Origin of the sequence: Psychrobacter immobilis (assembly GCF_904846285.1) — a bacterium.
GTDB classification, from domain to species: Bacteria; Pseudomonadota; Gammaproteobacteria; order Pseudomonadales; family Moraxellaceae; genus Psychrobacter; species Psychrobacter immobilis_D.
In genome coordinates this window covers 42,761-66,693 of record NZ_CAJHAD010000006.1, presented here as the reverse complement: position 1 = coordinate 66,693, position 23,933 = coordinate 42,761, and the positions used below count along the sequence as shown (strand labels likewise).

The following is a 23,933-nucleotide window of genomic DNA, read 5'->3' as shown; positions in this document are numbered from 1 at the left end:
TCATATAGATAGTATGAGCAAGAAAAAAGGTCTGCGCTAGTTTTATAGCGCAGACCTTTTTTTATTTAGCAATATACAGATTTTAGTTTTGTAGCTCATACACCAACGCCTGAATATCCTGCGCTGCTGTCTGCAAACGCGGCACGTGTGTCATTAGCTCGTCTAATGACACACGGATGGTTGGGGCATGAATATATAAGGATGCCAAATAGCGTGATTTTTTATCCAGTACCGGTACCGACACCGCTACCATCTCTGAGATAAACTCTTCGTTATCGATACCGATACCCGTTTCTGCGATACGATCAAGCTCAGCATTTAACGCATCAATATCCGTAATCGTATTTTTGGTGAATTTATCTAGCGGTAGGCCTTGCAGTATTTTAGCGCGGCTGGTCGCAGATAATTGGCTTAGATACAACTTACCCGTGGCCGTACACCACATCGGTGATTTTGCGCCTACAGGAAGATAAATCTGCAAGGGTAACGAGGTGTTAGCACGATTGGTATACATCATATCCATTTGATAAGGAATGGCAATACCACAGGTCTCTTTAATCTCATCAACCAATTTGTGCAGAATTATCTGACGCTCATTAAAGAACTGACGCTGTTGCCAAAGCTCGACGCTCAAATTACGTACCCGCTTGCCAGGAATAATACCACCACCAATATCGACGGTAACAAACCCTTCATCAACCAAATTTTGAATCAATCGATGCATAGTAGGTTTTGGGATATCAAGCTCTTGCGACAGCTCAAGTGGTGAGAGGGGTTTAGAAGCGTAAGAGACCGCTTCGATAATCTCTAACACACGGGTAATCGACGATACTTTAGGCATATAAATGGCTCAATAAGAATGATAAGAGTAAAGCAAAGAACAAAATAACGTTTTAAGTAAGGTAATAGAAGTCAATAAATTCGAAGACTAAAAACAAATCTATTGTTAAGTATAATTTAGCACAATATAGCGCTTAGACAAGCTTATATCTCATTATATATAAACACATTTATGTACCATACCGATTTCCTACATGGTCGTACTTTTGGCCTATCTGTTTTTTAGGTAATCTGTGGTTTAGGTAATGTTAGATACGTTAACTCACAAACGAAAACAAACTGTAGTAATAAACTCTATAACTGTAATTGAGTTAATGTGTGAGGTAGGTCATTATACTGACATGTTTTGTAATACCTTTACATGAGCGTTAAGCAATTCAATATTCATGTTTGTACTATTCGGTTGCTTTGAGAGTGTTGTGTAACAGGAACGCGAAGTTTTACCGGTTGGTGTAGCAATTATTACAATATCTATGCAATCTTTACATAACGGCAAATAAAAAGCGCATCCATGGGGGTGACTTTTGGAGCCAAAATTGTTTTAATCAGCTCAACAAAAATGGTCGTTTAAAAAGAAGCTAAATTATCATTTTTTATGGGCGAGTTATTTCACACTTTAGGAGAGTATTTATGAAACTTATTAAATTGACAGCTATCTCTGCTGCTGTTTTAGCATCAAGTGCTGCATTAGCAGCTGAGCCAGTTATCGTTGTAGACGGTAATGACGCAGTTGTATACGAAGCTGAGCCAGTAGCTGTTGCTTATGAAGTACAACCTGCTTATGCATACAATGCTGATGCTGGTGTTGTACGTAATACTACTGGTGCTGTTGTTGGTGGTACTAAAACTTTCTTCCAAACTGTTACTCATCCAGCTGCTATCAGCGCTGAAGTTGGTACACTAGGTTATGGTGCTAACATCGGTTGGGCGCTTAACGACAAAACTGAACTACAAGCTGGTTGGGCAGGCGGCGATGTTGCTGACCTATTCGGCGGTGATTTTGACGCTGGTGATGTAAACTATGACGTTGATGCAGATTTTAGCAACCCGTACTTAGGCGTACAATTACGTCCTATGGCGAACTGGTTCACAATGGGTGCTGGTATCATCGTACCTGATAACGACCTTGATGTAACTGCAAATGCTGATGGTGGTTTCTTTAAAATTGATGGTCAGCAATATAATTCTGCTGATGTAGGTACCCTTCAAGGCACTATGGAACACCGTAACAAGTTAGCACCTTACGCTACTATCGGTTTCCGTCCTAATATCACTAACAACTTTGGTTTGTTTGGTGAAATCGGCGCAGCGTACATGGGTCAAACTGATGCAACCGTTCGTGCACAGGATCCTAATAGTGTAGTTAACTATGTAGATGCAAACGGCAATAAGCTTACTACTACTGCTGGCCAAGTTGCTTCTAAAGCAGAAAAAGAGCTAGAAGATAAAGATTGGTTAGAGTGGATGCCAATTGTTAAAGTTGGTGCAACTTACCGCTTCTAAGCTAATCACAGTTTAACGACTGTTATTAGAAGATAAGTAGTAATAAAAAAACGATCCTTTCGAGGATCGTTTTTTTTGGTCTAAAATCACTTAGCACAACTTTGATTGAATTAAAAAATCGTTAATGAACAATCACGGTTTGCTGATAGAGTGACAGAGTAATATAGTAATTGCTTTTGTTATCGCTAAATACCAGTAAAGGTGAATTGCTTGTAACGCCACGTATTAAATCAGCAATGAGATAGGAGTAATCTATTCCTAAACCTTGCGCCAGCTTATATTGATAAATCTTGATAAAACTCTCTTTTATTTGCCATAGTAACTTAGCGATAATATCTCGTTGAACAGTTGGTAGAGTTTGCAAGATGACTATTTCATTAGCATGATAAAATCGCTGCACCACTTGCCATTTAACATTATTAACTTCTATATCGATGCCTGCAGGGCAATAAGGACTAATGACAACAGCGACTTTATTGTCTAAACCTTCAAATGCTTTTTCATTCTTATGTTTATGATTAGCGGGTTTATTACTTGCCCCAGTATGGCTAAAACACACATAATATTGACTGTCAACAAGTCGATAGGGAAAGCTTGTATCGTCCAAACTGTCAATAATATTTAGCTTATCAAGTAGTGACTGTAATAAAAGGCGCACGCCAGCGCGTTGTTGCATGCGCTGATGATAGGCGGTTTCGCGTGCAGATGGAACTGGCGAATTACTCAATAAATACACGCGATTTTGAGAGAAAGGTGCAGTTACTTCAGCTGTCGCGCACCATGTCATGGGGTTAAGCTGAGTATATTGAATATTATGTAAGTTTAAGATTTGTATCATTTATTTATAGTAAAGGCTGATAGCTTATAGTGGTTAAGAGATTTAGCTTTAAAATTTGTTATGATTAAAAACTCTTAGAATCTAAAGTCTTTTATACACTCATCTTAGCGTAATAGAATAAAAAAAGCCCAACAATATGATTGCTAGGCTTCTTAGTGCTAAAGAATGAATACTAATAAATTCTTATTGAATGGCTATTATATTAGTAAGACAACTCAGCACGGCGGTTTTGTGCATAGGCATCTTCATTCGTACCAGCAGCAGCAGGACGCTCTTCACCGTAGCTAATAACACGGATATTATTTGCCGCAACGCCTTGGGCAGCTAGGTAATCACGTGCGGCTTGGGCACGGCGCTCACCTAGAGCGATATTATATTCACGGCTACCGCGCTCATCGGTGTGACCAGCGATAACAACACCGGCGTTTGGATTTGAGCTTAGTAGGCTTGCATGTTGATTTAATACGCTAGCGGCTTGTGAAGTGATTTCACTGCTATCAAAAGCAAAGTAAACCACTGCTTGTATATTTTCGGCACCAGTAATAACAGCATTTGAGTTGCCAACGATAACTGCGCCGTTATAACCCGCTTGACCACCTGGGATACCTAGTGGGGCAACCACAACTTCTGAAGTCGCGCGTTTGTTAGCACAACCTGATGCTAGTACTACAGCGCTTGATAATACTGCTAGGGCAGCGATTTTTGAAAAACTTGTTGACATAATGAGCTCCTAAAATTTTAATGATATTTGTTGTTGTAAACTGCTTTAGTAAAACTTAGGCAATTGCTATCTATCATATACTAAATGTTACTTTATGTAAGTACTATTACTGTAAATAATTCGAGAACTTAAATAGAGATATGTAGATTTTAATTAAAGTTTTGTCCTTAATCTTAGTGTTGATGTAATAATCAATATTACGATGAGCGAAGAGTAGAGCATGAGTATTTAAATCGATTTTATTGATCATCGTACTTGAAATTTGGTGCTTTAGGTCAATGTAGCTAGGTGTCACTAAAAGTTTAACTATAATGTAATTTGCACTGATGACTCGCTCGAACGTAACTGACCATACATTTTTATCACAAGCTTTTTATCATAAATAATAATAGGAATATCTATGTCCGCCACTGAAACCGCTGCTCAAATTATTAACCCTGACATGCCAGATGTGCCGCCACATGCTCCAAGTAAAATTCATTTAAAAGATTATAGACCACCAAGCTTTGATGTCGAAACCGTTGATTTGGATATTAAGCTCTTTGATGATCATGCCGTTGTAGATAGCACCTTGATGATGCAGCGTCAGACTGAAGGTGACTTGGTGCTGTATGGCGAAGCGCTTGAGCTGATGTCTATTAAGCTTAATGATGAGCCGCTTGCTAGTGATCGTTATACACAAGCTGAGGGCAAATTAACCATTACCGATGCTCCAGAAAATACAAGATTACAGCTACAAGTACGCATCCATCCGCATACCAATACGGCGCTCGAAGGCTTATATATCGCTGGTAGTGGTGATGATACGATGTTTGTCAGCCAGTGTGAGCCAGAGGGCTTTCGCAAGATTACCTTTTATCCAGACCGTCCTGATGTGCTAGCGATATTTACCACACGCTTGGAAGCCGATAAGCGTTTTCCAACGCTATTGAGTAATGGTAATTTGCTCGAAGCGGGTGAAGTTGTAGATGCGCCTGAGCGTCATTATGCTATTTGGCAAGACCCAACCAATAAGCCAAGCTATCTGTTTGCTTGCGTCATCGCTGATTTGGATGTATTGACTGACAGCTATACGACCAGTGAAGGGCGTGAGGTGATGCTTGAGCTATATGCTAAGTCTGAAGATATCGATAAATGTGCTGTCGGTATGCAGGCTTTGAAAGACTCGATGCAATGGGATGAGGTTAATTATGGCCGCGCTTATGATTTAGACCGTTATATGATTGTGGCCGTTAGTCAGTTTAATATGGGCGCGATGGAAAATAAAGGTCTGAATATTTTCAATACCGCTTGTGTCTTATCTAGCCCTGAGACAACCACAGATTCTCGTAGCTTTAGTGTCAAATCCATCATTGCCCATGAGTATTTTCATAACTGGACGGGTAATCGCATCACGTGCCGCGATTGGTTTCAGCTGTGTTTAAAAGAAGGCTTTACGGTTTATCGTGACCAATCGTTCTCAGCCGACCAGCAATCCAGTGCCGTCCAGCGTATCGATGATGTGGCGACCTTGCGTGCTCATCAGTTTGCTGAGGACGCGGGACCACTGGCGCACCCTGTACGCCCTGAGAGCTTCGTGGAGATTAATAACTTTTATACCACTACTGTTTATGAAAAGGGCGCTGAAATCGTCCGTATGATTGCCAATACCTTGGGGCCAGATAACTTCCGTAAAGGTACGGATGAGTATTTCCGTCGTTATGATGGCCAAGCGGTCACGGTTGAAGACTTTTTGTCAGCGCTTAGTATTACCGATAGCAAGATTGAAGACTTTATCGATTGGTATAGCCAACCCGGTACACCAGTGGTGTCTGGTCATCAGGATTATGATAGCGCTACGCAAACGTTAACGATTACTTTGAGTCAGCAAACCCGCCATGTCAGTGGCTTTGATGCGCCAAAACCACTGCCGATTCCAGTAGCGACAGCGTTATTTGATAAAGATTCTGGCGCTATCGTCGCTGAGCGTATGCTGCTGCTCGATCAATCAAGCCAAACCTTTACCTTCGAGAATGTAGCGAGTGAGCCCGTGGTATCTTTGCTACGTGATTTTAGTGCGCCAGTACAGCTCAATTATGATTATCAAGATGAAGATTTGGCATTTTTACTAAAATATGAGGATAATGGTTTTAATCGCTGGCAAGTGACACAAATGCTGGTCAATCGTATTTTACTCCAAGGACACGGCGCGAAAAGCTGTCCGGACGTGTATTTGCAAGCAGTAGCGCAAACTTTACCTGAATTGGCTGCTACTGATGCGATGTTGGCGGCGCGTTTGCTGGATATTCCGTCAGCGCCAGAGTTGGCATCTGCCATTCATAAAGATTACGATCCAGAGTTGGTGAAAGCGCAGCGCGAAAGCTTATATCAGCAGCTGGCAGAGGCACTAAAAGATCAATGGTCTGAGCTTTATACACAGCTACCTATGCAGGCTTATGAAGATAGTGCTGCTGCTCGTGGTACGCGTGCCTTACGTAATGTGGTGTTAGATATGGCACTGACCGCCGATATTGCCGATGCAGCTGAATGGGCGCAGCAGCAATATGATAATGCCAGTTGTATGACAGAACGTTTTGGTGCGTTAAAAGCGATGGTCAATCATCAACTAGCAAATGCTGATGCCTATTTGGCGGACTTTTATAAGCGCTTCCAAAATAATGATTTGGTCATCGATTTATGGTTTAGCGTGCAAGCGTCTGCTGATACGGTCACGCCTGATACTATTAAATCCTTGCTTGCTCATAAAGACTTTGATTGGAATACGCCCAACCGTGTACGTTCGGTCATTAGTGCCTTTACCTCGCAGCCAACGGTCTTATGGACAGATGAAGGCTTAGATATTTATATTGCTGTGATTAAAAAGCTAGATGATACCAACCCTGTGTTAGCCTCACGCTTATTACAAGTGCTGGCACGTTGGAATACCTTGGCTGAACCACGTCGTCAAATGGCGCATGAGCAGTTGATTGGACTGCAAAAGCAAGCGACTTCTAAGCATGTAATTGAAAGCTTAAACAGTGTTTTAGGTGCGGCAACTGAAGGTTCTGCAAGTGCGTAAAGAGCAGTACTTTATAAGTTAATGCTTATAAAGGAAGATTAATAAGTTAGAAAGTACAAAAAAGCCCGTCTGATATCTAATATCAAACGGGCTTTTTTATTGAGTGGTCAATAAGGATTCATTATGACCAATCGTTATTAACGATTCGGCAATACGTCTTTAACCATGTCACGTAGATTGCGCATGGCAGTGACCGTGCTATCCCAATCTAAGCAACCATCGGTGATAGACTTGCCATACTCAAGCTGGCTCAAATCAGCGGTTAGTTTTTGATTGCCGCCTTTTAGATGGCTCTCAATCATCAGACCGATGATAGATTTATTACCGTTTTTAATCTGCTCGGCAACGTTTTGGATGACCATTGGTTGCAGATACGGATCTTTACCCGAGTTGGCATGGCTTGAGTCAATCATAATCTTACTATTGGTCTTGCCTTTAGCCAGCTCGTTTTCTACTTGCGCTACAGCTGTTTCATCATAGTTAGGCTTGCCATCACCACCGCGTAATACTACGTGTGCATAAGGGTTGCCTTTAGATTTGATGATAGAGACTTTGCCATCTGCTGATAAACCAAGGAAGCTGTGACCTTCTTTGACTGCTTGCATAGCATTCACAGCAACCGTCATGCCGCCATCGGTACCGTTTTTAAAGCCAACTGGGCATGATAAGCCTGAGCTCATTTCACGATGCGTTTGGCTTTCGGTCGTACGCGCGCCAATCGCTGACCAGCTAATCAAATCCTGCATGTATTGCGGCGTATTCGGGTCTAACGCTTCAGTGGCGCACGGCAGACCTTTCTCATTCAAATCAAGCAGTAGCTTACGGGCAGTACGCAGACCTTTTTCGATATCAAAGCTATCGTTCATATCAGGGTCGTTAATCATGCCTTTCCAGCCAACTGTGGTACGCGGCTTCTCAAAATAGACACGCATCACAACGAAGATGCTGTCTTCAATCTCTTTTGCCAATACGGCTAAGCGATCGGCATATTCGTGCGCGGCTTTAATATCGTGAATAGAGCAGGGACCAATAACCACAAATAGACGCTTGTCTTTACCATCTAAGATATCTTGGATGGTATTGCGACCTTTTAAGACCGTGTTATAGGCGTCTTTCGACAAAGGTAGCTCAGACTTTAGCTCAGCGGGAGTGATTAAAGGAATGAATTTTTCAATATTCACGTCGTCAATATCTGCATTATGGGTAACTGGTGTTGTCATGATTATATATCGTCTAGCTGATTTATAGGGAGTTTCATTATGCGGACAAAAGCGCCGGTTGACAAGGGCAGTCGTGCAGTTAATTGACTGCTAACTGGAATGCTGAGAGTAAAACTTCGTTATCATTGCCAAGTCTGAGCGATGTGCTAAGCCTAATATGCGTTAAAGTGAGCGCTGATTTTGTCTGTGCAAATATTGGCTAATTTGGCTATTTGTAGCGCTGTCACGTATGATGAACTTGTCAACAGCCAAATGTAAGACTTATATTTAAAGCTTATAAATTGAGATTAAGCCTTATAAATGCTACTAAGATAGCTTTTGATGGGCATCTTATAAGCGATTTCATATACTATATTTTATAATATATATTGTATTCTTTGTCCTATTTTAACTGTGCTACTTTAGCGGCACTAATTTATATTGAGAGCTTGTCATGACAGATTCTGCTATGCCTCACCAACCTTCTGATTTGACGTCAGCGCTTGACGCCTATAATGCTTATGATGAAATGCCTGACGTAACTGCTGCGCCATTGGTCATCGGTATCGTCGCTGGTGAAGTGTCAGGTGATAGTTTGGGCGCAGATTTTATGCAGCAGATGAATAACCTACGTGATGATATAATTTGGGTCGGTGTAGGCGGCGCAAAGATGCAAGCGCAAGGGCTGCAAAGTATTTTCCCGTTATCACGTTTGGCGGTGATGGGTTTGGTGGAAGTTATGGCGCAATTGCCCGATTTGCTTAAAGCTCGGCGTGAGTTATTAAGTGCCTTTAAAGCCGCTGATATTGATTGGTTTATCGGTATCGATGCCCCTGATTTCAATTTAAGAGTGGCTAAAAAATTAAAGCCGCAAGGGGTGTTCTGCGTACAATATGTCAGTCCCTCTATTTGGGCATGGCGTGAGTCGCGTATTCATAATATTAAAGCGGCAACCAATTTAGTCTTGTGTCTATTTCCGTTCGAGCTGCCGGTTTATGAGCGTCATAATCATCCAGCGATTTGTGTCGGTCATCCGCTATTACGCACTATTGATCAGACGTTGCTAGAGACACCCGTCAATCAGCGCCGTAGTGAATTGGTCTGGCATAATGACGGCTTACAGCAGTTTTTCATTGACCGCTTTGATCATGTCAGTCAGCTTATCTGTGTCATGCCAGGCTCCAGACGTGGTGAAATTACCGCCATCTTGCCATTGATGCTCGATGGCATTCAAAAGCTGATTTTATTGGACCCCAAGCTTTGCTTTATCATTCCAACGGTCGATCAAAATCATCAATATATTGTACAAGATGTCATTGATAAGCGCTCAGAGCAACTGCGAGCAGCAATTGTGGTGGTCTATGATGAAAGCCAGCCTGCGTTTAGTCAGCAGGCGATGGCTGCATCAGACATGGTGATGCTAGCATCGGGTACAGCAACCCTGGAAGCCATGCTGCTTGAGCGTCCAATGGTGGTGATTTACCAGTTAAATCAGCTGACTTATCAGATTGCCAAGCGTTTGGTCAAAGTTCCTTATGTCGGCTTACCCAATATTTTGGCAGATAGCGCGATTGTGCCAGAGCTTATCCAGGAGCAGGCGAGTGGCGATAATATCTGTCGTACCGTGATGCGTCTGTTGCAGCCACGCGCGTATGCCGAGCAATTAAAAGCGCTCATTGATACCAAGCATTTATTACAACAACAGAGCAATCATGACCCTGCTAATAGCGTGATTGAGCAGTGGTTCTTACAAGACATTCATCAATCCCAAGCTCACTAAACCTAAGTAAACTAAACCCAAATTCACTAAGCATCAGTAAAGTAGCTCCAATATTGTTTGAACAACACTTCAATCTATTAATAAATAAGACATTACAATTTTATGAGTAACCCATCCTGCAGCGAAAATCCTTTTACGCCAATCAACCTTCTTATTGAGCAAGTAGATATTAAAGGACAGTATATTCAACTGGCGGCACCGATACAGTTATCTGGTCAGTTAAATATTGCTGAACTATTGGCGCAATATCTGATAAATGAAGGGAGCGAAAAAGCACCTATACAAATTGGTGTGGATGAAGCAGGGCGTGGACCTCTGTTGGGAAGCGTCAATGTGGCGGCTGCGATACTACCTGCAACTTGGTCAGGGCTGATTGAGGCGCAGCCACTCAGAGGCACGCCGTTATCTATATTGACGGATTCTAAGCAGCTGAGTGAAAAAAAACGCGACCTTCTTTATCCATTAGTACAGCAGCATGCAGTCGGGCACATCGTCGCTGATATACCCGCAGCGGTCATCGATCAAGTAAATATCTTGCAAGCAACGATGCTAGGTATGCGTTTATGCTCAGAGATATTAGTCAAGATGGTTGCCAAGCACCTTAATATGGCGCATGAAAAGCAGTTTGAGGTGTTGATTGATGGCAATCGCTGTCCAGATTTAGATTATGCAAGCCTTGCTAAACTTGGTATAAAAGAGCCAGTAATTGACTGTCAAGCTTGGATAAAAGGTGATGCACGTCATACCAGTATTGCCGCAGCCAGTATCTTAGCAAAGGTAAGCCGTGACAAAACCATGTATGCACTTGATGCTGAGCATCCTGAATTTGGCATTGCCAAGCATAAAGGCTATCCGACTCGCGCTCACATGGAGGCTATCGTAAAGCATGGCGTATTAACCGCGCATAGACGTAGTTTTGCACCCATTAGAAAAGCGCTCGAGAACGTAGCACATACCGAAAAGGACAAGAGGTAGGTTGTTAAAATTTTAGTAGAATAGCCTAAGTAAAAATTTGCTATCATTTAAATATAAAAACCACCTATTTATTTTAAATAGGTGGTTTTTATTTCATCGTTCAATAGTAAGAATGTCTTAAAGCTGAAGAAATACTTAAAAAGACGAGTTCGGCTGCTCCAAGAAAGCTTCTTCTTCGTCAGTGGATTCACGATCTAAGATGTCGTTACGATGTGGGTAACGGCCAAATTTTTCAATAATGTCCTTATGGCGATGCTCGAATTCTAACGTGTTGGTATCATTTAATTGTTCAAACAGAGGTAGGTAGCGTTTATGAATCATCGCTGATTCAGAATGCATAAAAGGCATGATAATAAATTTACGCCACTGCGTCGGTAGTTTATCAAAATGCGGCTGCCCAATAGCTTCTTGTGCCAATGCTACGGCCATGCTGTCTTGCGCAAAGGCATCCGATTGACCACGACATAAATTACGTGAAAATTGATCTAAGACAATAATTTCTGCCAATCTTCCTGCCAAAGAAGTGAGAGAGCTGTTGCTATCGGCTGGCGCATTTGCGATTCGCCAAGTCACGCATTCCCCTTGTTTTGCTGCTTGCCAAATCTTACCAAATTTAACATCTATCTGTTTATCAAAGTCCTCATTTTTTTCAAACCAATATGGCTCATTGTCTTCATTGAACCAAAAATCCAATACGGCACGTGCATCCGAATCGAGATGGTCTAAATTTATACTTTTTGGATCGAGGAGCGATGAATTGACATGGCTTTTTGAGGTGGAATAATCGGTTGAGAGTGACATAAGCTATTCTAATTATGATGAATTTAGTCTACTATAGCGCACTTATTTGGCCCTGTCATTTGGCCTTGTCACAATGTGTGATAACGTGTCATGACTGTATCAAAGTACGCCATTAAACCATCGTTAGCATTAAGCTATTATCGCCGTATATTGTTAAAGCTATTAGGTTATCTCTTATGAAATCAACACAAGCTATCTCTCCTGTCGCCCTGAAAACACCTTACTACTTGCTTGATGAAGCGGCGATTGTCGCAAATATGCAGATTATCGCTCGTCTGTGCGAGCTATCGGGCGCCAAGGCTTTACTCGCGCTCAAATGTTTCGCAACTTGGGGTGTTTTTGATGTGATGGAACCCTATCTGCATGGTACGACTTCGTCTTCGTTAAATGAGGTGCGATTGGGCTACGAGACCTTTGGTAATAATAGCGACGATAATAACAATAATGTTAATAACCAAAATAAAAAAGAAACCCATGCTTACAGCGTCGCTTATAGCGCGGATGAAATCGACGAAGTGTTAAGTTATGCGGATAAAATTATTTTTAATTCTATCTCGCAATTAAATGCTTTTAAAGGTCGAGCGGCGGCAAAAAACATCCCAGTCGGGCTGCGCTTAAATCCAAAGACCAGTAACTCGTCCTTTATTATCGCTGATCCTGCCCGTCCTTTTAGTCGCCTTGGTGAGCATGATAAAGATAAGATTACCGCAGTACTTGGTGATATCACTGGGGTTATGATTCATAACAACTGTGAAAATGACAGCTTTGAGGCATTTAGTGCAAGCTTGGCCGATATTGAATACAGATTTGGTGACGTCCTAGCACAGCTTGAATGGGTCAGTTTGGGCGGTGGTATTCATTTTATCGCGCCTGATTATCCATTAGAAAAACTGGCAGAAAGATTAAAAGGCTTTAGCGAAAAATACGGCGTACAAGTTTATCTAGAGCCGGGTGAGGCGAGTATTCATGGCGCGGGCTCATTGGTCACGACGGTATTAGATACCATGCACAATGAAAAAAATCTCGCTGTAGTAGATGCATCCATTGAAGCACATATGCTGGATTTGCTAATTTACCGTGAGTCTGCGCCGATAGTGGCTGTTAATAGTGATTTAATTAATATTGCCTCTCTTGGTATCGACCCTACCAATATCGCACCCATCAGCGAGAACGCTAAATCAGCTGATAATACGATTATCTATGGTCGTTCTTGTTTGGCAGGTGATATTTTTGGTGAATATGTCTTGCGAAACAATCTAAAAATAGGTGACACCGTGACCTTTGGCAATGCTGCCGGTTATACCATGGTAAAGAAGAACTGGTTTAACGGCGTTAATATGCCAGCGATTGTTATCCGTCGTTTAGATGGCAGTATCGATATCCAGCGCGAATTCGATTATCAAGATTACAAAGCAAGCTTGTCATAACACTATTATGCTTGGGATTATTAAATGACACTGCCAAACAACTATCTAGAAATGAGGATTGTTCTCGAATTTTCTAAGTTATGTTGTAATTTTTGCCGAAAAGTAAGTAAAAATTGTTATAATTGCCATTGGCAAATGCAGTAAGGTTTGTCTAACGGGTGCGTGGGTTTTCCTCGGTCTTCCTTTTTAATTCACGCATATCATTCACTCGTTTCTGTTTTGCATAGCCAATATCAATGGTATCGACAGGGGCACAAAGGAGGATTGTTCTTTGAACACAAACCAACAAGCTAAACCAAGCAAAAAAGATGTACTTATCATTGGTGCAGGCGGTGTCGCCCAAGTGGTCGCGCATAAATGTGCGATGCATAACGACGTACTTGGCGAGATTCATATTGCCTCCCGTATTCAAGATAAATGCGATGCCATTGCCCAAAGCGTCATAGAAAAAAACAGCTTTAAGCAGCCTGCGGTATTACATACGCATCAAGTTGATGCGTTGGATACCCAAGCGCTGATACAGCTGATCCAAGACACGGGTATTCAAATCGTGATCAATGTCGGTTCGGCATTTGTGAATATGACCGTATTAGAAGCCTGTATTGAGACTGGTGTGGCGTATATCGATACTGCTATTCATGAAGATCCTCGCAAGATTTGTGAAACGCCGCCATGGTATGACAACTATGAATGGAAGCGTAAACAGCGCTGTGCGGACAATAATGTCACGGCAATTTTGGGTGCAGGATTTGATCCCGGTATGGTCAACGCCTATGCGCGTCTTGGCTATGACATGATGGATGCAGGCTCGGTGACTGATATCGATATTATTGATATCAATGCGGGCAGCCACGGTAAATACTTCGCCACCAACTTTGATCCTGAGATTAACTTCCGTGAATTCACCGGTACGGTCTACTCTTGGCAGGACAGCAAGTGGCAATCGAACAAGATGTTTGAAGTGAAGCGTACTGACGATCTACCTGTTGTTGGCGTGCAAAATAGCTATTTAAGTGGTCATGACGAGATTCATTCCTTATCAGCCAATTTAGATGTGCCTAATATTCGTTTTTGGATGGGTTTTGGTGAGCATTATATTAATGTCTTCACTGTGCTACAAAACCTAGGTCTATTGTCCGAGCAGCCGGTGATGACTGCTGAAGGACAAGAAGTGATTCCGCTAAAAGTGGTCAAAGCGGTACTACCAGATCCAAGTTCGCTTGCGCCAAATTATACGGGTAAGACCTGTATCGGTGACAAAGTTAAAGGCAAAATTAATGGCGTTGATAGTGAGGTATTTATCTATAATATCTCAGACCATAAAGAAGCTTATAATGAAGTTGGTAGCCAGGGTATTTCTTATACCGCAGGCGTACCACCCGTCGCTGCTGCCATGCTGGTCGCAACTGGTGAGTGGGATGCTGGCAAGATGGTCAACGTCGAAGAGCTTGATGCCAAGCCATTTATCAATTTATTGAATAAAATTGGTTTGCCAACGCGTATCAAAGATAGTGAAGGCGATAGAGCGCTTGAGTTTGATATTTAAATTCTTGCGTTAGCTTTTATTGTCTGTTAAATAAAAAGCATCCTATTGAGCCATGGCTTGATAGGATGCTTTTTTGTGTGCCTATTTCTATTATAAAAATAATTACTATGAATGGTATAAGGAAAATTGTCGCGCTAGACAGTAATTTTCTTAAAAATCATATTTTTAAAGACTTTTTAGCCGATTAACCTAATGACTTTAGCAAGCGCCATCTAATATCATTATTGAATCTTGCGACGATACGGCGATTGGGTTTGTGGACGCTTTTAAACAATTTATAAGAAGTATTCGATGGTTTTAGCTGGTTTGCCGCATCTCACTGAGCCAGATTGGGCTGAGAAAATAACGGCCATTCATTTTTGTCCCAACACATGGCGCCCAAGCTATTACCTTAGCTCTGATTGTATTCTATGTAAAGGAGGACCGTATTCATGAATATTGATGAGCAAAAACCTGTAGAAACGCCAAAGATTACTGTCGATGTTGTTAGAGAGTGGGTGATTCAAACCACACAGCTTTTTGCTAAGTTTGCCATCATACTTGTTATTCTTAGTAGTGCCTTAGTACTAAGTTTTGCACTACATTTGCCGTTTTATGTGTCTTATGGTCTTATCCTTTCAATCGCTGCTGTTTTATTTATCATGCTCATTATGGTATCGATTGAAAATATCGTTTATCTCTACCTAAAGTCTAGCATCTGGGGTCAGGTTGTCCTTTATTTGCTGGTCGCCTTAATAAGTGCGCGTGCTTATCTTTGGGCAATTGGGGAAGTGAATCGCATATTTTTAGTTGACCCCAGTAACTTAGCGCTTACCACTAGTGTATTGACGGCTATTATTTTCTTTAAATACGCCATTATGGCATTACTCAGCAGTTACCTGATAGCTATTGGCGTATATTTTTATTTCAAAAAAACAGATAAACCAGCAACAACTAACCGTCAGCCTTTGGACAAAAAACTGCTTACAGGCATCGCTTTTGTATTTATCATGGGTATGAGTCTCGTCGCTATTGGCAATATTTCAAAATATAGCGATGTACTGATTCAAGCCTTTGCGTTGAAAATAGATTTCTATAGCTATTACACTTGTACAGGCGATGATTTTGAAGGTATTGAAGGGGTTTTGTTTTTATCAGGCAATGATATTTTAGTTGCAAAAAAGGTTGGCTCAATGGCGTGGGAGTTTAAAAAAGTACAGTGTGAGAGTTAGGGCGTGTCCTCAATTCAATCGATAGACATCTAAATGGGCTAAGTTTTGCCAAACTTCGTCAAATAGCTGGGTAATATCCCGATATTAACTGCGCTACTTTCCTTGTTTGGCTGCAATTTATCTCATTTTTATCACCATTTTTAAAATTAGGACACGCCCTAGGTTCAAAAAAGCCAATAGTCCAACACCCACTACTCTTTATATAAAATATTTACCATTAAGTTTTAACACTGAAATCGATAACGAGTAGCAGACTCGACGTTAAACCATCAAACTTCCCGAGGATTATATTTCCTCAACGCCGCAATACGATCATCAAGCGTTGGATGTGAGCGAAAGAGGTTTGCAATACTAAAGCCAGTAGATTGCCCTGATGAAATAGCAAACGCTTTCATGCTCTCAGGCATCTGGTCTGGACGCTGCTCAGAAGGACGCAAGGCATCAAGAGCACTTATCATTTTGTCAAGGCTGGCAAGCTTTGCACCCATCTCATCGGCACGGAATTCACGTAGGCGCGAAAACCACATAACGATGGCAGACGCCAAAAATCCAAGCAAAATATCCATCACCATACTGGTGACAAAGTAACCAATACCCGGACCATCGCTGGTATTTTTAAACACAGTGCGGTCGACGAAGCTGCCGATAATACGCGCAAAGAACATCACAAAGGCGTTCACCACCCCTTGAATGAGCGCCAGTGTGACCATGTCGCCATTGGCCACATGGCCAATCTCATGCGCGAGCACCGCTTCTATTTCATCAGGCGTCATACTTTGTAGTAGTCCAGATGAGACCGCAACCAATGCTTTATTTTTGTTCCAGCCCGTTGCAAACGCGTTCGGCTGTGAGTTATTAAAAATCCCCACTTCTGGCATCCCAATATTTACCGCCTGCGCATGTTTAGCGACGGTATCAACCAGCCATTTTTCCGTAGCGGTGCTTGGCATTTCGATGACCACTGTTCCCGTTGATCTTTTCGCCATCCATTTTGAGATAAATAGCGAGACCATCGAACCAACCATCCCGTATATACCGCACATAACGGCAAGACTGGTGTAATTTAGCCCGCCCGCGCCATGTACGCCACCAATCCCAAAAAATCTGGATAAAATACCAAATACGATGCTAAAGACCACAATCACCGCTAAGTTGGTTAATAAAAACAATCCGATACGCATCATGACGCTAACTTCCTCATTCAAATTAAACTACATTTTTAGGAGCAACACCTTTATTAAAGTAAAAGGTAAAAATTAAACAGATGATAATTATAACCTTCTAGGGATAATAAAGGCGCTCATTCTAATATGAATAGTCACTTAAAACTTGTAAAGTAGGGACAATAGCGGCGTAAAGTGTTTAACTAATAAAAATTGAAAGACAGAAAGTTAAAAAAATAATCAGTACTATGATAAGTAATTAACCGCTCATATATCATTTAATCCTATCTAAGGTTTCATTATGAATTCTCTAGAGCTAAAAGTACCGCCAGTAGCGCAAGTTATCGTTACCGCAGCTGCTATGGTTGGCATCTCTAAAATTGCTCCCGCTTTGAAGTTCTCGCTTGGTGGCTCAACTGCATTGGCAGTAGGTTTGGGTGTCATAGGACTGGGTAGCGGTATTCTAGGCGTCACTCAATTTAGAAAAGCGCAGACCACGCCCAATCCGCAAGCGCTTGAAGAGGTTTCAAGTTTGGTGACCAGCGGCGTGTATCAATATAGCCGCAATCCCATGTATGTGGGTTTGGTGCTTATATTATTCAGCTGGGCATTATATCTGTCACACTTTCTTGCCTTTGTGTTGTTGCCCCTTTTTATACTTTATATGACCCGTTTTCAAATCCAGCCAGAAGAGCGGATGTTGGCACAGAAATTTGGCAAGGCTTATCAGACCTATAAGGCAAAAGTCAGACGTTGGGTGTAAACGTTGGACATAAAGATAGCCAAAACTGATTTTAATAAAAATAAGAGAATGCTATGCAACTAGAGATGAATGTCGTTGACGCTTTTACGGATACCGTTTTTAAAGGAAATTCTGCTGCCGTTATTATCACGGATAGCTGGCTTACTGATGATTTGATGCAATTGATTGCCTTTGAAAACAATTTATCGGAGACAGCTTTTATTGTTCTTGAAGATGACAGCATTTATCATATCCGCTGGTTTTCTCCCTTTACTGAGATTGCATTTTGCGGTCATGCAACCTTGGCGTCAGCCTTTGTGTTATTTAACAAAAATCCTAATGTAGAAACCATTGAATTTTCTGCTGAAGCCGTTGGGATTTTAACTATCGTGCAAACGGATGATGGCAAAATACAAATGGATTTTCCTAATACTAAGCCTGAAAAGGTCAAAGATATTCCCGAGAGTTTGCTGGCAGGATTGTCTATTGCATCAGTCGAAGTTTATAAAAACACCCAAGCATATTTTGTGATTTATAATGCTGAAGCAGATGTCCTAAACGTAGAGCGCGATAACGAGCGACTAAAACAGCTTGCGCCATTAGATGTAGTGGTCACCTGTCAGGCTAAGTCTGCTGACTACAAAGATTACGATTTTATCTCACGTTATTTTTGGCCTGCTAATGGTGGCGATGAAGACCCAGTGACGGGTTCAGCTCATACTGCTTTAGCACCATTATGGGCTGAGCGCTTGGGGAAAAATAACTTGGTCGCTTATCAAGCATCACGTCGCGGCGGTATTTTAGATTGTGTCGTCGCTGGTAATAGGATACTGATTTCTGGTAATGCCGTGCAATATATGACAGGATTTATCACTGTTTAGGAGTGGTTGGTTTGACTGAATTAAAAACTGTTGGACTGTTTGCGCTGACCGCATTAGCAGAAATTGCAGGTTGTTATTTGCCTTATTTATGGTTGCGAGAGGGTAAGTCGATTTGGCTGCTTGTTCCTGGTGCATTAAGCTTGGTCGCTTTCGTCTGGCTATTGTCTTTACATCCAAACGCAGCTGGTCGAGTTTATGCCGCTTATGGCGGTGTCTATATATCGATGGCGATTCTATGGTTATGGACGGTGAATGGTATCAGGCCGACCACGTGGGATATATTGGGTTCGGCTGTTGCACTGTTAGGAATGGCGATTATTATGTTTGCGCCGCGTAGTACCTAGCATAAAAAATGCCAATCAAACCATTAGGTTCAATTGGCATAGCTTTAATTAGTATGGTTTAGATTAATATAGCTTCAGTTAGCATACTGATGCACTCGATATTAATGTTTACCTAAGATACTGCCGTTGTCGTCTTTTTTAGATTGTTTAGCGGCTTTTTTCTCTTTTGCCGTTAATAGCGGTTTCTTCTTCACATTCTTCTTACTATCTTGACCTTTACTCATGGTGTTTTCCTCTTGAGATAAGCCGTAATACCTTTAAAACCAAAATAAACAAGCTTAAAGGTTAGGGTAATACCGATGACGCAAATTGTGCGTACTACAAACAGTATAGACTTAAGGCGTCGTAATAGATAGCGTGAGCACAATTCACCTACGATTGTATTTGACGGAACCTTTTTTTGATACTGCTTTTTAAAATGGTTTTTAATAAATGGATGATAGACGTAATGGATTCATTTAGTCAATATGGCTATTAGTAAGTGCTTACTTACGGAGTCATCATGATTTGCTATAATGAGCCGCAAGCCGATGCGTCGTCGCGGCAAACCTTTATAATATTCATGTTTAGCACAATGAAGCTTACTGTTTTGGTTAATTACTATGCGTATTCGTAAACTGTTCAAATTTGAAAATGCGCATATCGTGCGTAATTGTAGCTCTGAGCGCTGCAAACATTCTATACACGGTCATAGCTATCAGATTGAATTGATTCTTGAGGCTAAGCGCTTAGACCATGGGCAAATGGTTTATGATTTCGGTCTATTAAAATCGTCTATTAAGGACATTATTGACAGCTTTGATCATGCGATTTGTTTTTGGAACAAAGACGACCCTGAGTATATCGCTGCCTGTAAAAAATTCAGTGCGCGCTGGATAAGTCTGCCGGTATCGCCATCAGCAGAGCAGTTCTCACGCGTCATCTTCTTTTGGGCGCAAGAAATTTTAAAACAAACCCAAATGCAAAATGGTGAATCTGATGTCAGCGTTTATTCGGTGATTGCTCATGAGACTGCAACCGGTTATGCACAGTGCTTTGCGGACGATGTAGCCAATGAGCAAATGGGTAAGCTGGTGTTAGAAGAGTTTGAGTTTAGCGAGCAAGTGAAGGCAGAATGGCATGACACGGAGCTATATGCCAAACTGATTGGTGGTGAAAGCTTTATCAATTCATCCGTGACTATGCAAGTACAGACGCAAGTAAAGGAGGGTAAGCCTGATGCCTAATAGTATAAAAGAAGACAAAAATGTGAAAACGTTGACGCTGAATTCTGAAGAAGATACTCGGCGCTTGGCGGTGCAATTGGCGGCATTACCCTTATCGGGTAGCGTTTGGTTAGCAGGTGATTTAGGCGCTGGTAAAACGACACTGACGCGCTATTGGTTGCAGGAGCTCGGACATACAGGTGCGGTCAAAAGCCCGACTTATACCTTGGTCGAGCCCTATAATATTGAGCAAGGCGACGGGTCAATTAAACCTGTTTATCATGCTGATTTATATCGTTTACAAGACCCAGAAGAGCTGTCTTTTATCGGTTTTGATGAATATTTGGATGAACCAAATGCCTTGGTTATTATCGAATGGGCCAGCCGTGCGGACAGCTATTTACCACCGCCGACTTTGTTTATTGATATGACGCAAGCTGATCGCGATGATAATGATAAAGAAGCGCGTCAGGTTGAGCTGCGACTATCGAAGGCTGGTCAAGCGCAGGGCTTAGATTTATCTTCTCTTGAAGTTTAGGTTAAACCGCACTACTGCCTCTGAGGTTTTATAAAAGTATGACACTCATTAATGCCAGATAATCCCTCCAATAGCCGCATCAAAAAACTATCGCCGCTGCTCATCAATCAATTGGCAGCAGGCGAGGTGGTGACACGCCCAGCCGCTGTGGTTAAAGAGCTGCTTGAAAACGCGATAGACGCTGGTGCGACCAATATTGAGATACGTATTACCCAAGGTGGCATGGGTATGATTGAAGTGGTGGATAACGGCACGGGTATTCATCCTGATGATATGGTCATGGCAATTACTCGCCATGCGACCAGTAAAGTCGCTGATGTGGCTAACCTGCATGGTATTATGACATTGGGCTTTCGCGGTGAAGCGTTGGCAGCGACGGCGGCGGTTTCTCGTTTGACTTTAACCAGTAGTCATTATGACAGTGGTATTGGTCGCCAATTGCAAGTCGCCGGTGTATTGGACGATGTGCCAAAACTGTTGCCAGTCGTGCATCACCGTGGCACGACCATTACCGTCAAGGATTTATACTTTAATGTGCCAGCACGCCGCGGCAACTTAAAATCTATTGCGACCGAGTTCGGTCATATCGAAACGATTGTCCGCGAAGTGGCTTTGGCGCGCGCAGATGTAGCACTGACGCTGTTTCATGATAATAAAAAGCGGTTGTCACTGTCTTCAAGAGCAAACTCTTCAACAGAAATGTCTGCAAATGATATCGAGAACACTAATAACAGCAACAATAACGCTCATCGTCTGCCTTTATCACGTCTTGAGCAAGCGACTGGGTTACCATTAACGGACAACGCCTTAGAAATATCCATCGACCTTACCAGTTTGATGCAATTGCCTAAAGACTATGTGAATAATAACTTTGGTGGTCAAGCGAGCATTAACGGTTGGTTATGGCTTAGCAATGGTTCTCAGAGTGCTTTTCCAAAGTTGATTTATGTGAATGGACGACTGGTAAAAGAAGCGTTGATTAGCAATCAGCTACGCCAACTGGCCCAAAATTCTCAACTAACTGGTATTGGCTACGCGCTTTATTTTGATCTGCCAACTGAGTGGCTCAATATCAATGTCCATCCGTCTAAACAACGCATTAAAATCAGCCCGCTAAATAACATCATGGCGCATCTCAGTCATGCGATTCAATCAAAGCTTAAAGCGGTTGCTACTAAACAGATCATTAATTCCGCTCATGATGATACTCGAGTATTAGATAATAGCCTGTCTATCAATAACGCCTTTGCTGCTGGAAGGCAACAGACGCCATCAGTCCTTCATTTAAACAAAAGCCAGCAAGTGCAAGCGCCCAAACAGTCGTATCAGTTTTCAGAAAACACCCATACTTCTCAACCCCTAAACACATTAAGTTTTGCTGAAAATTTTAGTAAAAATATCAGTCAAAACACTCTAAATGTCGCTAATGATGTAGCAATAAATTCGACATCTTTGCCTTATTGTCTAGATGTGATTAACGATTTAAATAAGGCGTTGATTGAATCTACTAGCACGACATATATTGAGCATAAAGCGCTGCCTTTGTTATTATTTTATTACCAAAGCAAATATTTATTAATTAGTGCTGAAGTTTGGCAGTCAAAGATGGGTTTATTGTTTGAGTCACGTGTATTTGGCGATATGGTATTTAAAAAAGATAAGATATTGCACAGTGCGGCTGCCATTAATCAGCAACTTGCTAGCGTCAGCATGCAAATGTCAGCGCAAGACTTACTGATTTTTATAGCAGATATCGAAGCCTTACTTGTTAAACACGCGATCAAATCTATAAGTAGCCAACGATTGGTTGCAATGGTCCTGTCATCTACTCCTGAGTGAATCTCTTGATGACTATATTAAGAGAGTATTTAAGAAAATATATAAGAAATATAATAAGCAGACTTTAGCAGTGACATGGCACAAATTTACTTAGTGCTAATCATATAATACATAAAGGCAATCCTATGCAACTTTCGTCTGCTAGCTCATCTTATCGCCTAAATTCCAAGCTAACGGATAATAGCGTGGTGTGCTTGATGGCACCGACTGCGAGTGGCAAGACGGCACTAGCGTATGAACTATATGATACTGGACGTTATGAACTAATTTCGGTCGATTCGGCATTGATATATCGTGATATGAATATCGGTACGGCGAAACCAACAGCTGTAGAGTTGGCGCGCTATCCACACCATTTGGTTGATATCATTGACCCGATGCAAAACTATAGCGTCGCTGAATTTGTGCAAGATGTTGCTCGTTTAATTGATAGCTGTCATGAGAAAGGCAAAATACCCTTGCTTGTTGGCGGCACTATGATGTATTACATGGCGCTACTTGATGGGCTATCTCCCTTACCGGATAGTGATGATAGTGTTCGCGCGCGCGTGGAGCAGTGGAGGCAAGAGGAAGGTATTGGTGCGCTCTATGACTATCTCGGTAAGATAGATCCGATTAGCCATGAGCGACTGAACGGCACTGATACTCAGCGTATTACTCGGGCAGTTGAAGTGTATCTGCAAACTAATACACCCATCAGTGACTGGCAAAAAAAGCCTAAGCAAGCCTTGGCTGATAATCCCAATCAGCAATGGCATGCGCTGGCGGTGATGCCTGATCGCCCGTGGTTGCATAAGCGTATCGAGCAACGTTTGGATATTATGTGGCATGACGGGTTGGTGGCGGAAGTGATTGGATTGCTTGAGCAGTACCCACTGACGCCCAATTTACCATCCATGCGCTGCGTCGGTTATCGACAAGTATTAGAATACCTGGTCCATATCAAGCATCCGATATTTGAACAAGCGCATTTGGATAAAGCGCAATTTTATGATGCTTTTGGTGAAATAGATGCTTCAATAAGTGGGCAGATAAACCCCGAGCGCGCTGCTCAGCTAACCATTCAATTAACTGAGGACATTAACCAAACGGAGGCGCTTGCTTGTCAGCAAATGCAAAATAAGGCATTATATGCGACAAGGCAGTTAGCAAAGCGCCAATACACGTGGCTGCGCAAAGTGATGCAGCTCTCAGATTCTGTCACAGTTGCATCAAGCATAACGTCCTCATCTATTGATATGAATCATTCTGCCCCTGATAAGATGATATTACGCTCATTTAGCACGATGGAGCAGGCACGAGATTATTTATATTAACCTTCT

Annotated in this window: 21 protein-coding genes; 14 read left to right on the top strand and 7 right to left on the bottom strand. The window is 42.0% G+C overall.

The features are described 5' to 3' along the window. Positions 1 to 82 precede the first annotated feature (82 nt). Complete coding sequence (locus JMX13_RS05470) at positions 83 to 841, bottom strand: IclR family transcriptional regulator (RefSeq protein WP_201610591.1); 759 nt, start codon at positions 839 to 841, stop codon at positions 83 to 85. A 629-nt stretch (positions 842 to 1,470) separates the two neighbouring features. Between JMX13_RS05470 and JMX13_RS05465 the strand changes: the two genes are divergently transcribed. Next, positions 1,471 to 2,343, top strand: coding sequence for a hypothetical protein (locus JMX13_RS05465; RefSeq protein WP_201544126.1), 873 nt, complete (start codon positions 1,471 to 1,473; stop codon positions 2,341 to 2,343). A 121-nt stretch (positions 2,344 to 2,464) separates the two neighbouring features. On the opposite strand, the gene JMX13_RS05460 is transcribed toward JMX13_RS05465, so the two are convergent. Together JMX13_RS05460 and pal are read right to left on the bottom strand one after the other, a co-directional pair. Continuing rightward, entirely contained in the window at positions 2,465 to 3,130 is a 666-nt protein-coding gene (locus JMX13_RS05460) for a 4'-phosphopantetheinyl transferase superfamily protein (protein ID WP_227686225.1), read from the bottom strand. Positions 3,131 to 3,383: 253 nt separating this feature from the next. Next, positions 3,384 to 3,902, bottom strand: a complete 519-nt coding sequence (gene pal, locus JMX13_RS05455) for a peptidoglycan-associated lipoprotein Pal (protein WP_201610589.1) — start codon at positions 3,900 to 3,902, stop codon at positions 3,384 to 3,386. A 442-nt stretch (positions 3,903 to 4,344) separates the two neighbouring features. Here pal and pepN point away from each other — a divergent pair, with 442 nt between their 5' ends. Then, positions 4,345 to 6,960, top strand: a complete 2,616-nt coding sequence (gene pepN / locus JMX13_RS05450; protein WP_227686230.1) for an aminopeptidase N — start codon at positions 4,345 to 4,347, stop codon at positions 6,958 to 6,960. A gap of 137 nt (positions 6,961 to 7,097) precedes the next feature. On the opposite strand, the gene JMX13_RS05445 is transcribed toward pepN, so the two are convergent. Beyond that, positions 7,098 to 8,180, bottom strand: a complete 1,083-nt coding sequence (locus JMX13_RS05445; RefSeq protein ID WP_201610579.1) for a 3-deoxy-7-phosphoheptulonate synthase — start codon at positions 8,178 to 8,180, stop codon at positions 7,098 to 7,100. 508 nt (positions 8,181 to 8,688) lie between these two features. On the opposite strand from JMX13_RS05445, the gene lpxB reads away from it, so the two are divergent. Further along, the gene (lpxB, locus tag JMX13_RS05440) at positions 8,689 to 9,939 is read left to right on the top strand and encodes a lipid-A-disaccharide synthase (RefSeq protein ID WP_265088396.1); all 1,251 of its coding nucleotides are present in this window, start codon (positions 8,689 to 8,691) and stop codon (positions 9,937 to 9,939) included. 102 nt (positions 9,940 to 10,041) lie between these two features. Next, on the top strand, positions 10,042 to 10,914 hold the full coding sequence (locus JMX13_RS05435; protein ID WP_201610575.1) for a ribonuclease HII: 873 nt from the start codon (positions 10,042 to 10,044) through the stop codon (positions 10,912 to 10,914). A 135-nt stretch (positions 10,915 to 11,049) separates the two neighbouring features. Here the strand turns inward: JMX13_RS05435 and JMX13_RS05430 are convergent, their stop codons facing one another. Then, a complete protein-coding gene (locus tag JMX13_RS05430) occupies positions 11,050 to 11,715 on the bottom strand; it encodes a DUF924 family protein (RefSeq protein ID WP_201610573.1) in 666 nt (221 codons plus the stop codon). Positions 11,716 to 11,891: 176 nt separating this feature from the next. Between JMX13_RS05430 and JMX13_RS05425 the strand changes: the two genes are divergently transcribed. The 3 genes from JMX13_RS05425 to JMX13_RS05415 all read left to right on the top strand — a co-directional run bounded on the left by JMX13_RS05425 (position 11,892) and on the right by JMX13_RS05415 (position 15,899). Continuing rightward, positions 11,892 to 13,142 (top strand): carboxynorspermidine decarboxylase, encoded by a 1,251-nt coding sequence (locus JMX13_RS05425; RefSeq protein WP_201610571.1) that lies wholly within the window; start codon positions 11,892 to 11,894, stop codon positions 13,140 to 13,142. A 271-nt stretch (positions 13,143 to 13,413) separates the two neighbouring features. Next, a complete protein-coding gene (locus tag JMX13_RS05420) occupies positions 13,414 to 14,688 on the top strand; it encodes a saccharopine dehydrogenase family protein (protein ID WP_201610569.1) in 1,275 nt (424 codons plus the stop codon). 431 nt (positions 14,689 to 15,119) lie between these two features. Continuing rightward, positions 15,120 to 15,899 carry a hypothetical protein gene (locus JMX13_RS05415; protein WP_201610567.1) on the top strand — a complete coding sequence of 260 codons (780 nt, stop codon included), beginning with the start codon at positions 15,120 to 15,122 and terminating at the stop codon, positions 15,897 to 15,899. A gap of 269 nt (positions 15,900 to 16,168) precedes the next feature. Here JMX13_RS05415 and htpX read toward each other — a convergent pair whose 3' ends face one another. Then, positions 16,169 to 17,083, bottom strand: a complete 915-nt coding sequence (gene htpX, locus JMX13_RS05410; protein WP_201610565.1) for a protease HtpX — start codon at positions 17,081 to 17,083, stop codon at positions 16,169 to 16,171. 280 nt (positions 17,084 to 17,363) lie between these two features. On the opposite strand from htpX, the gene JMX13_RS05405 reads away from it, so the two are divergent. The 3 genes from JMX13_RS05405 to JMX13_RS05395 are packed head-to-tail and all read left to right on the top strand — an operon-like array spanning position 17,364 to position 19,029. Then, positions 17,364 to 17,825: a methyltransferase family protein gene (locus tag JMX13_RS05405; protein ID WP_201610563.1), complete on the top strand. Its 462-nt coding sequence runs from the start codon at positions 17,364 to 17,366 to the stop codon at positions 17,823 to 17,825. 53 nt (positions 17,826 to 17,878) lie between these two features. Then, positions 17,879 to 18,685 carry a PhzF family phenazine biosynthesis protein gene (locus tag JMX13_RS05400; protein WP_201610561.1) on the top strand — a complete coding sequence of 269 codons (807 nt, stop codon included), beginning with the start codon at positions 17,879 to 17,881 and terminating at the stop codon, positions 18,683 to 18,685. A gap of 11 nt (positions 18,686 to 18,696) precedes the next feature. Then, positions 18,697 to 19,029, top strand: a complete 333-nt coding sequence (locus JMX13_RS05395) for a YnfA family protein (RefSeq protein ID WP_201610559.1) — start codon at positions 18,697 to 18,699, stop codon at positions 19,027 to 19,029. A gap of 101 nt (positions 19,030 to 19,130) precedes the next feature. Here the strand turns inward: JMX13_RS05395 and JMX13_RS13765 are convergent, their stop codons facing one another. After that, positions 19,131 to 19,253 carry a hypothetical protein gene (locus tag JMX13_RS13765; protein ID WP_020443648.1) on the bottom strand — a complete coding sequence of 41 codons (123 nt, stop codon included), beginning with the start codon at positions 19,251 to 19,253 and terminating at the stop codon, positions 19,131 to 19,133. A gap of 378 nt (positions 19,254 to 19,631) precedes the next feature. Between JMX13_RS13765 and JMX13_RS05390 the strand changes: the two genes are divergently transcribed. The 4 genes from JMX13_RS05390 (at position 19,632) to miaA (ending at position 23,927) form a co-directional block, all read left to right on the top strand. Beyond that, a complete protein-coding gene (locus JMX13_RS05390; RefSeq protein ID WP_201610557.1) occupies positions 19,632 to 20,255 on the top strand; it encodes a 6-pyruvoyl trahydropterin synthase family protein in 624 nt (207 codons plus the stop codon). Then, entirely contained in the window at positions 20,248 to 20,772 is a 525-nt protein-coding gene (gene tsaE / locus JMX13_RS05385) for a tRNA (adenosine(37)-N6)-threonylcarbamoyltransferase complex ATPase subunit type 1 TsaE (RefSeq protein ID WP_201610554.1), read from the top strand. Before JMX13_RS05390 ends, tsaE begins: the two co-directional genes overlap by 8 nt. Before the next feature lie 51 nt (positions 20,773 to 20,823). Beyond that, entirely contained in the window at positions 20,824 to 22,611 is a 1,788-nt protein-coding gene (gene mutL, locus JMX13_RS05380) for a DNA mismatch repair endonuclease MutL (RefSeq protein WP_201610546.1), read from the top strand. Positions 22,612 to 22,736: 125 nt separating this feature from the next. Then, positions 22,737 to 23,927 (top strand): tRNA (adenosine(37)-N6)-dimethylallyltransferase MiaA, encoded by a 1,191-nt coding sequence (gene miaA, locus JMX13_RS05375; RefSeq protein WP_201610537.1) that lies wholly within the window; start codon positions 22,737 to 22,739, stop codon positions 23,925 to 23,927. Positions 23,928 to 23,933 lie beyond the last annotated feature (6 nt).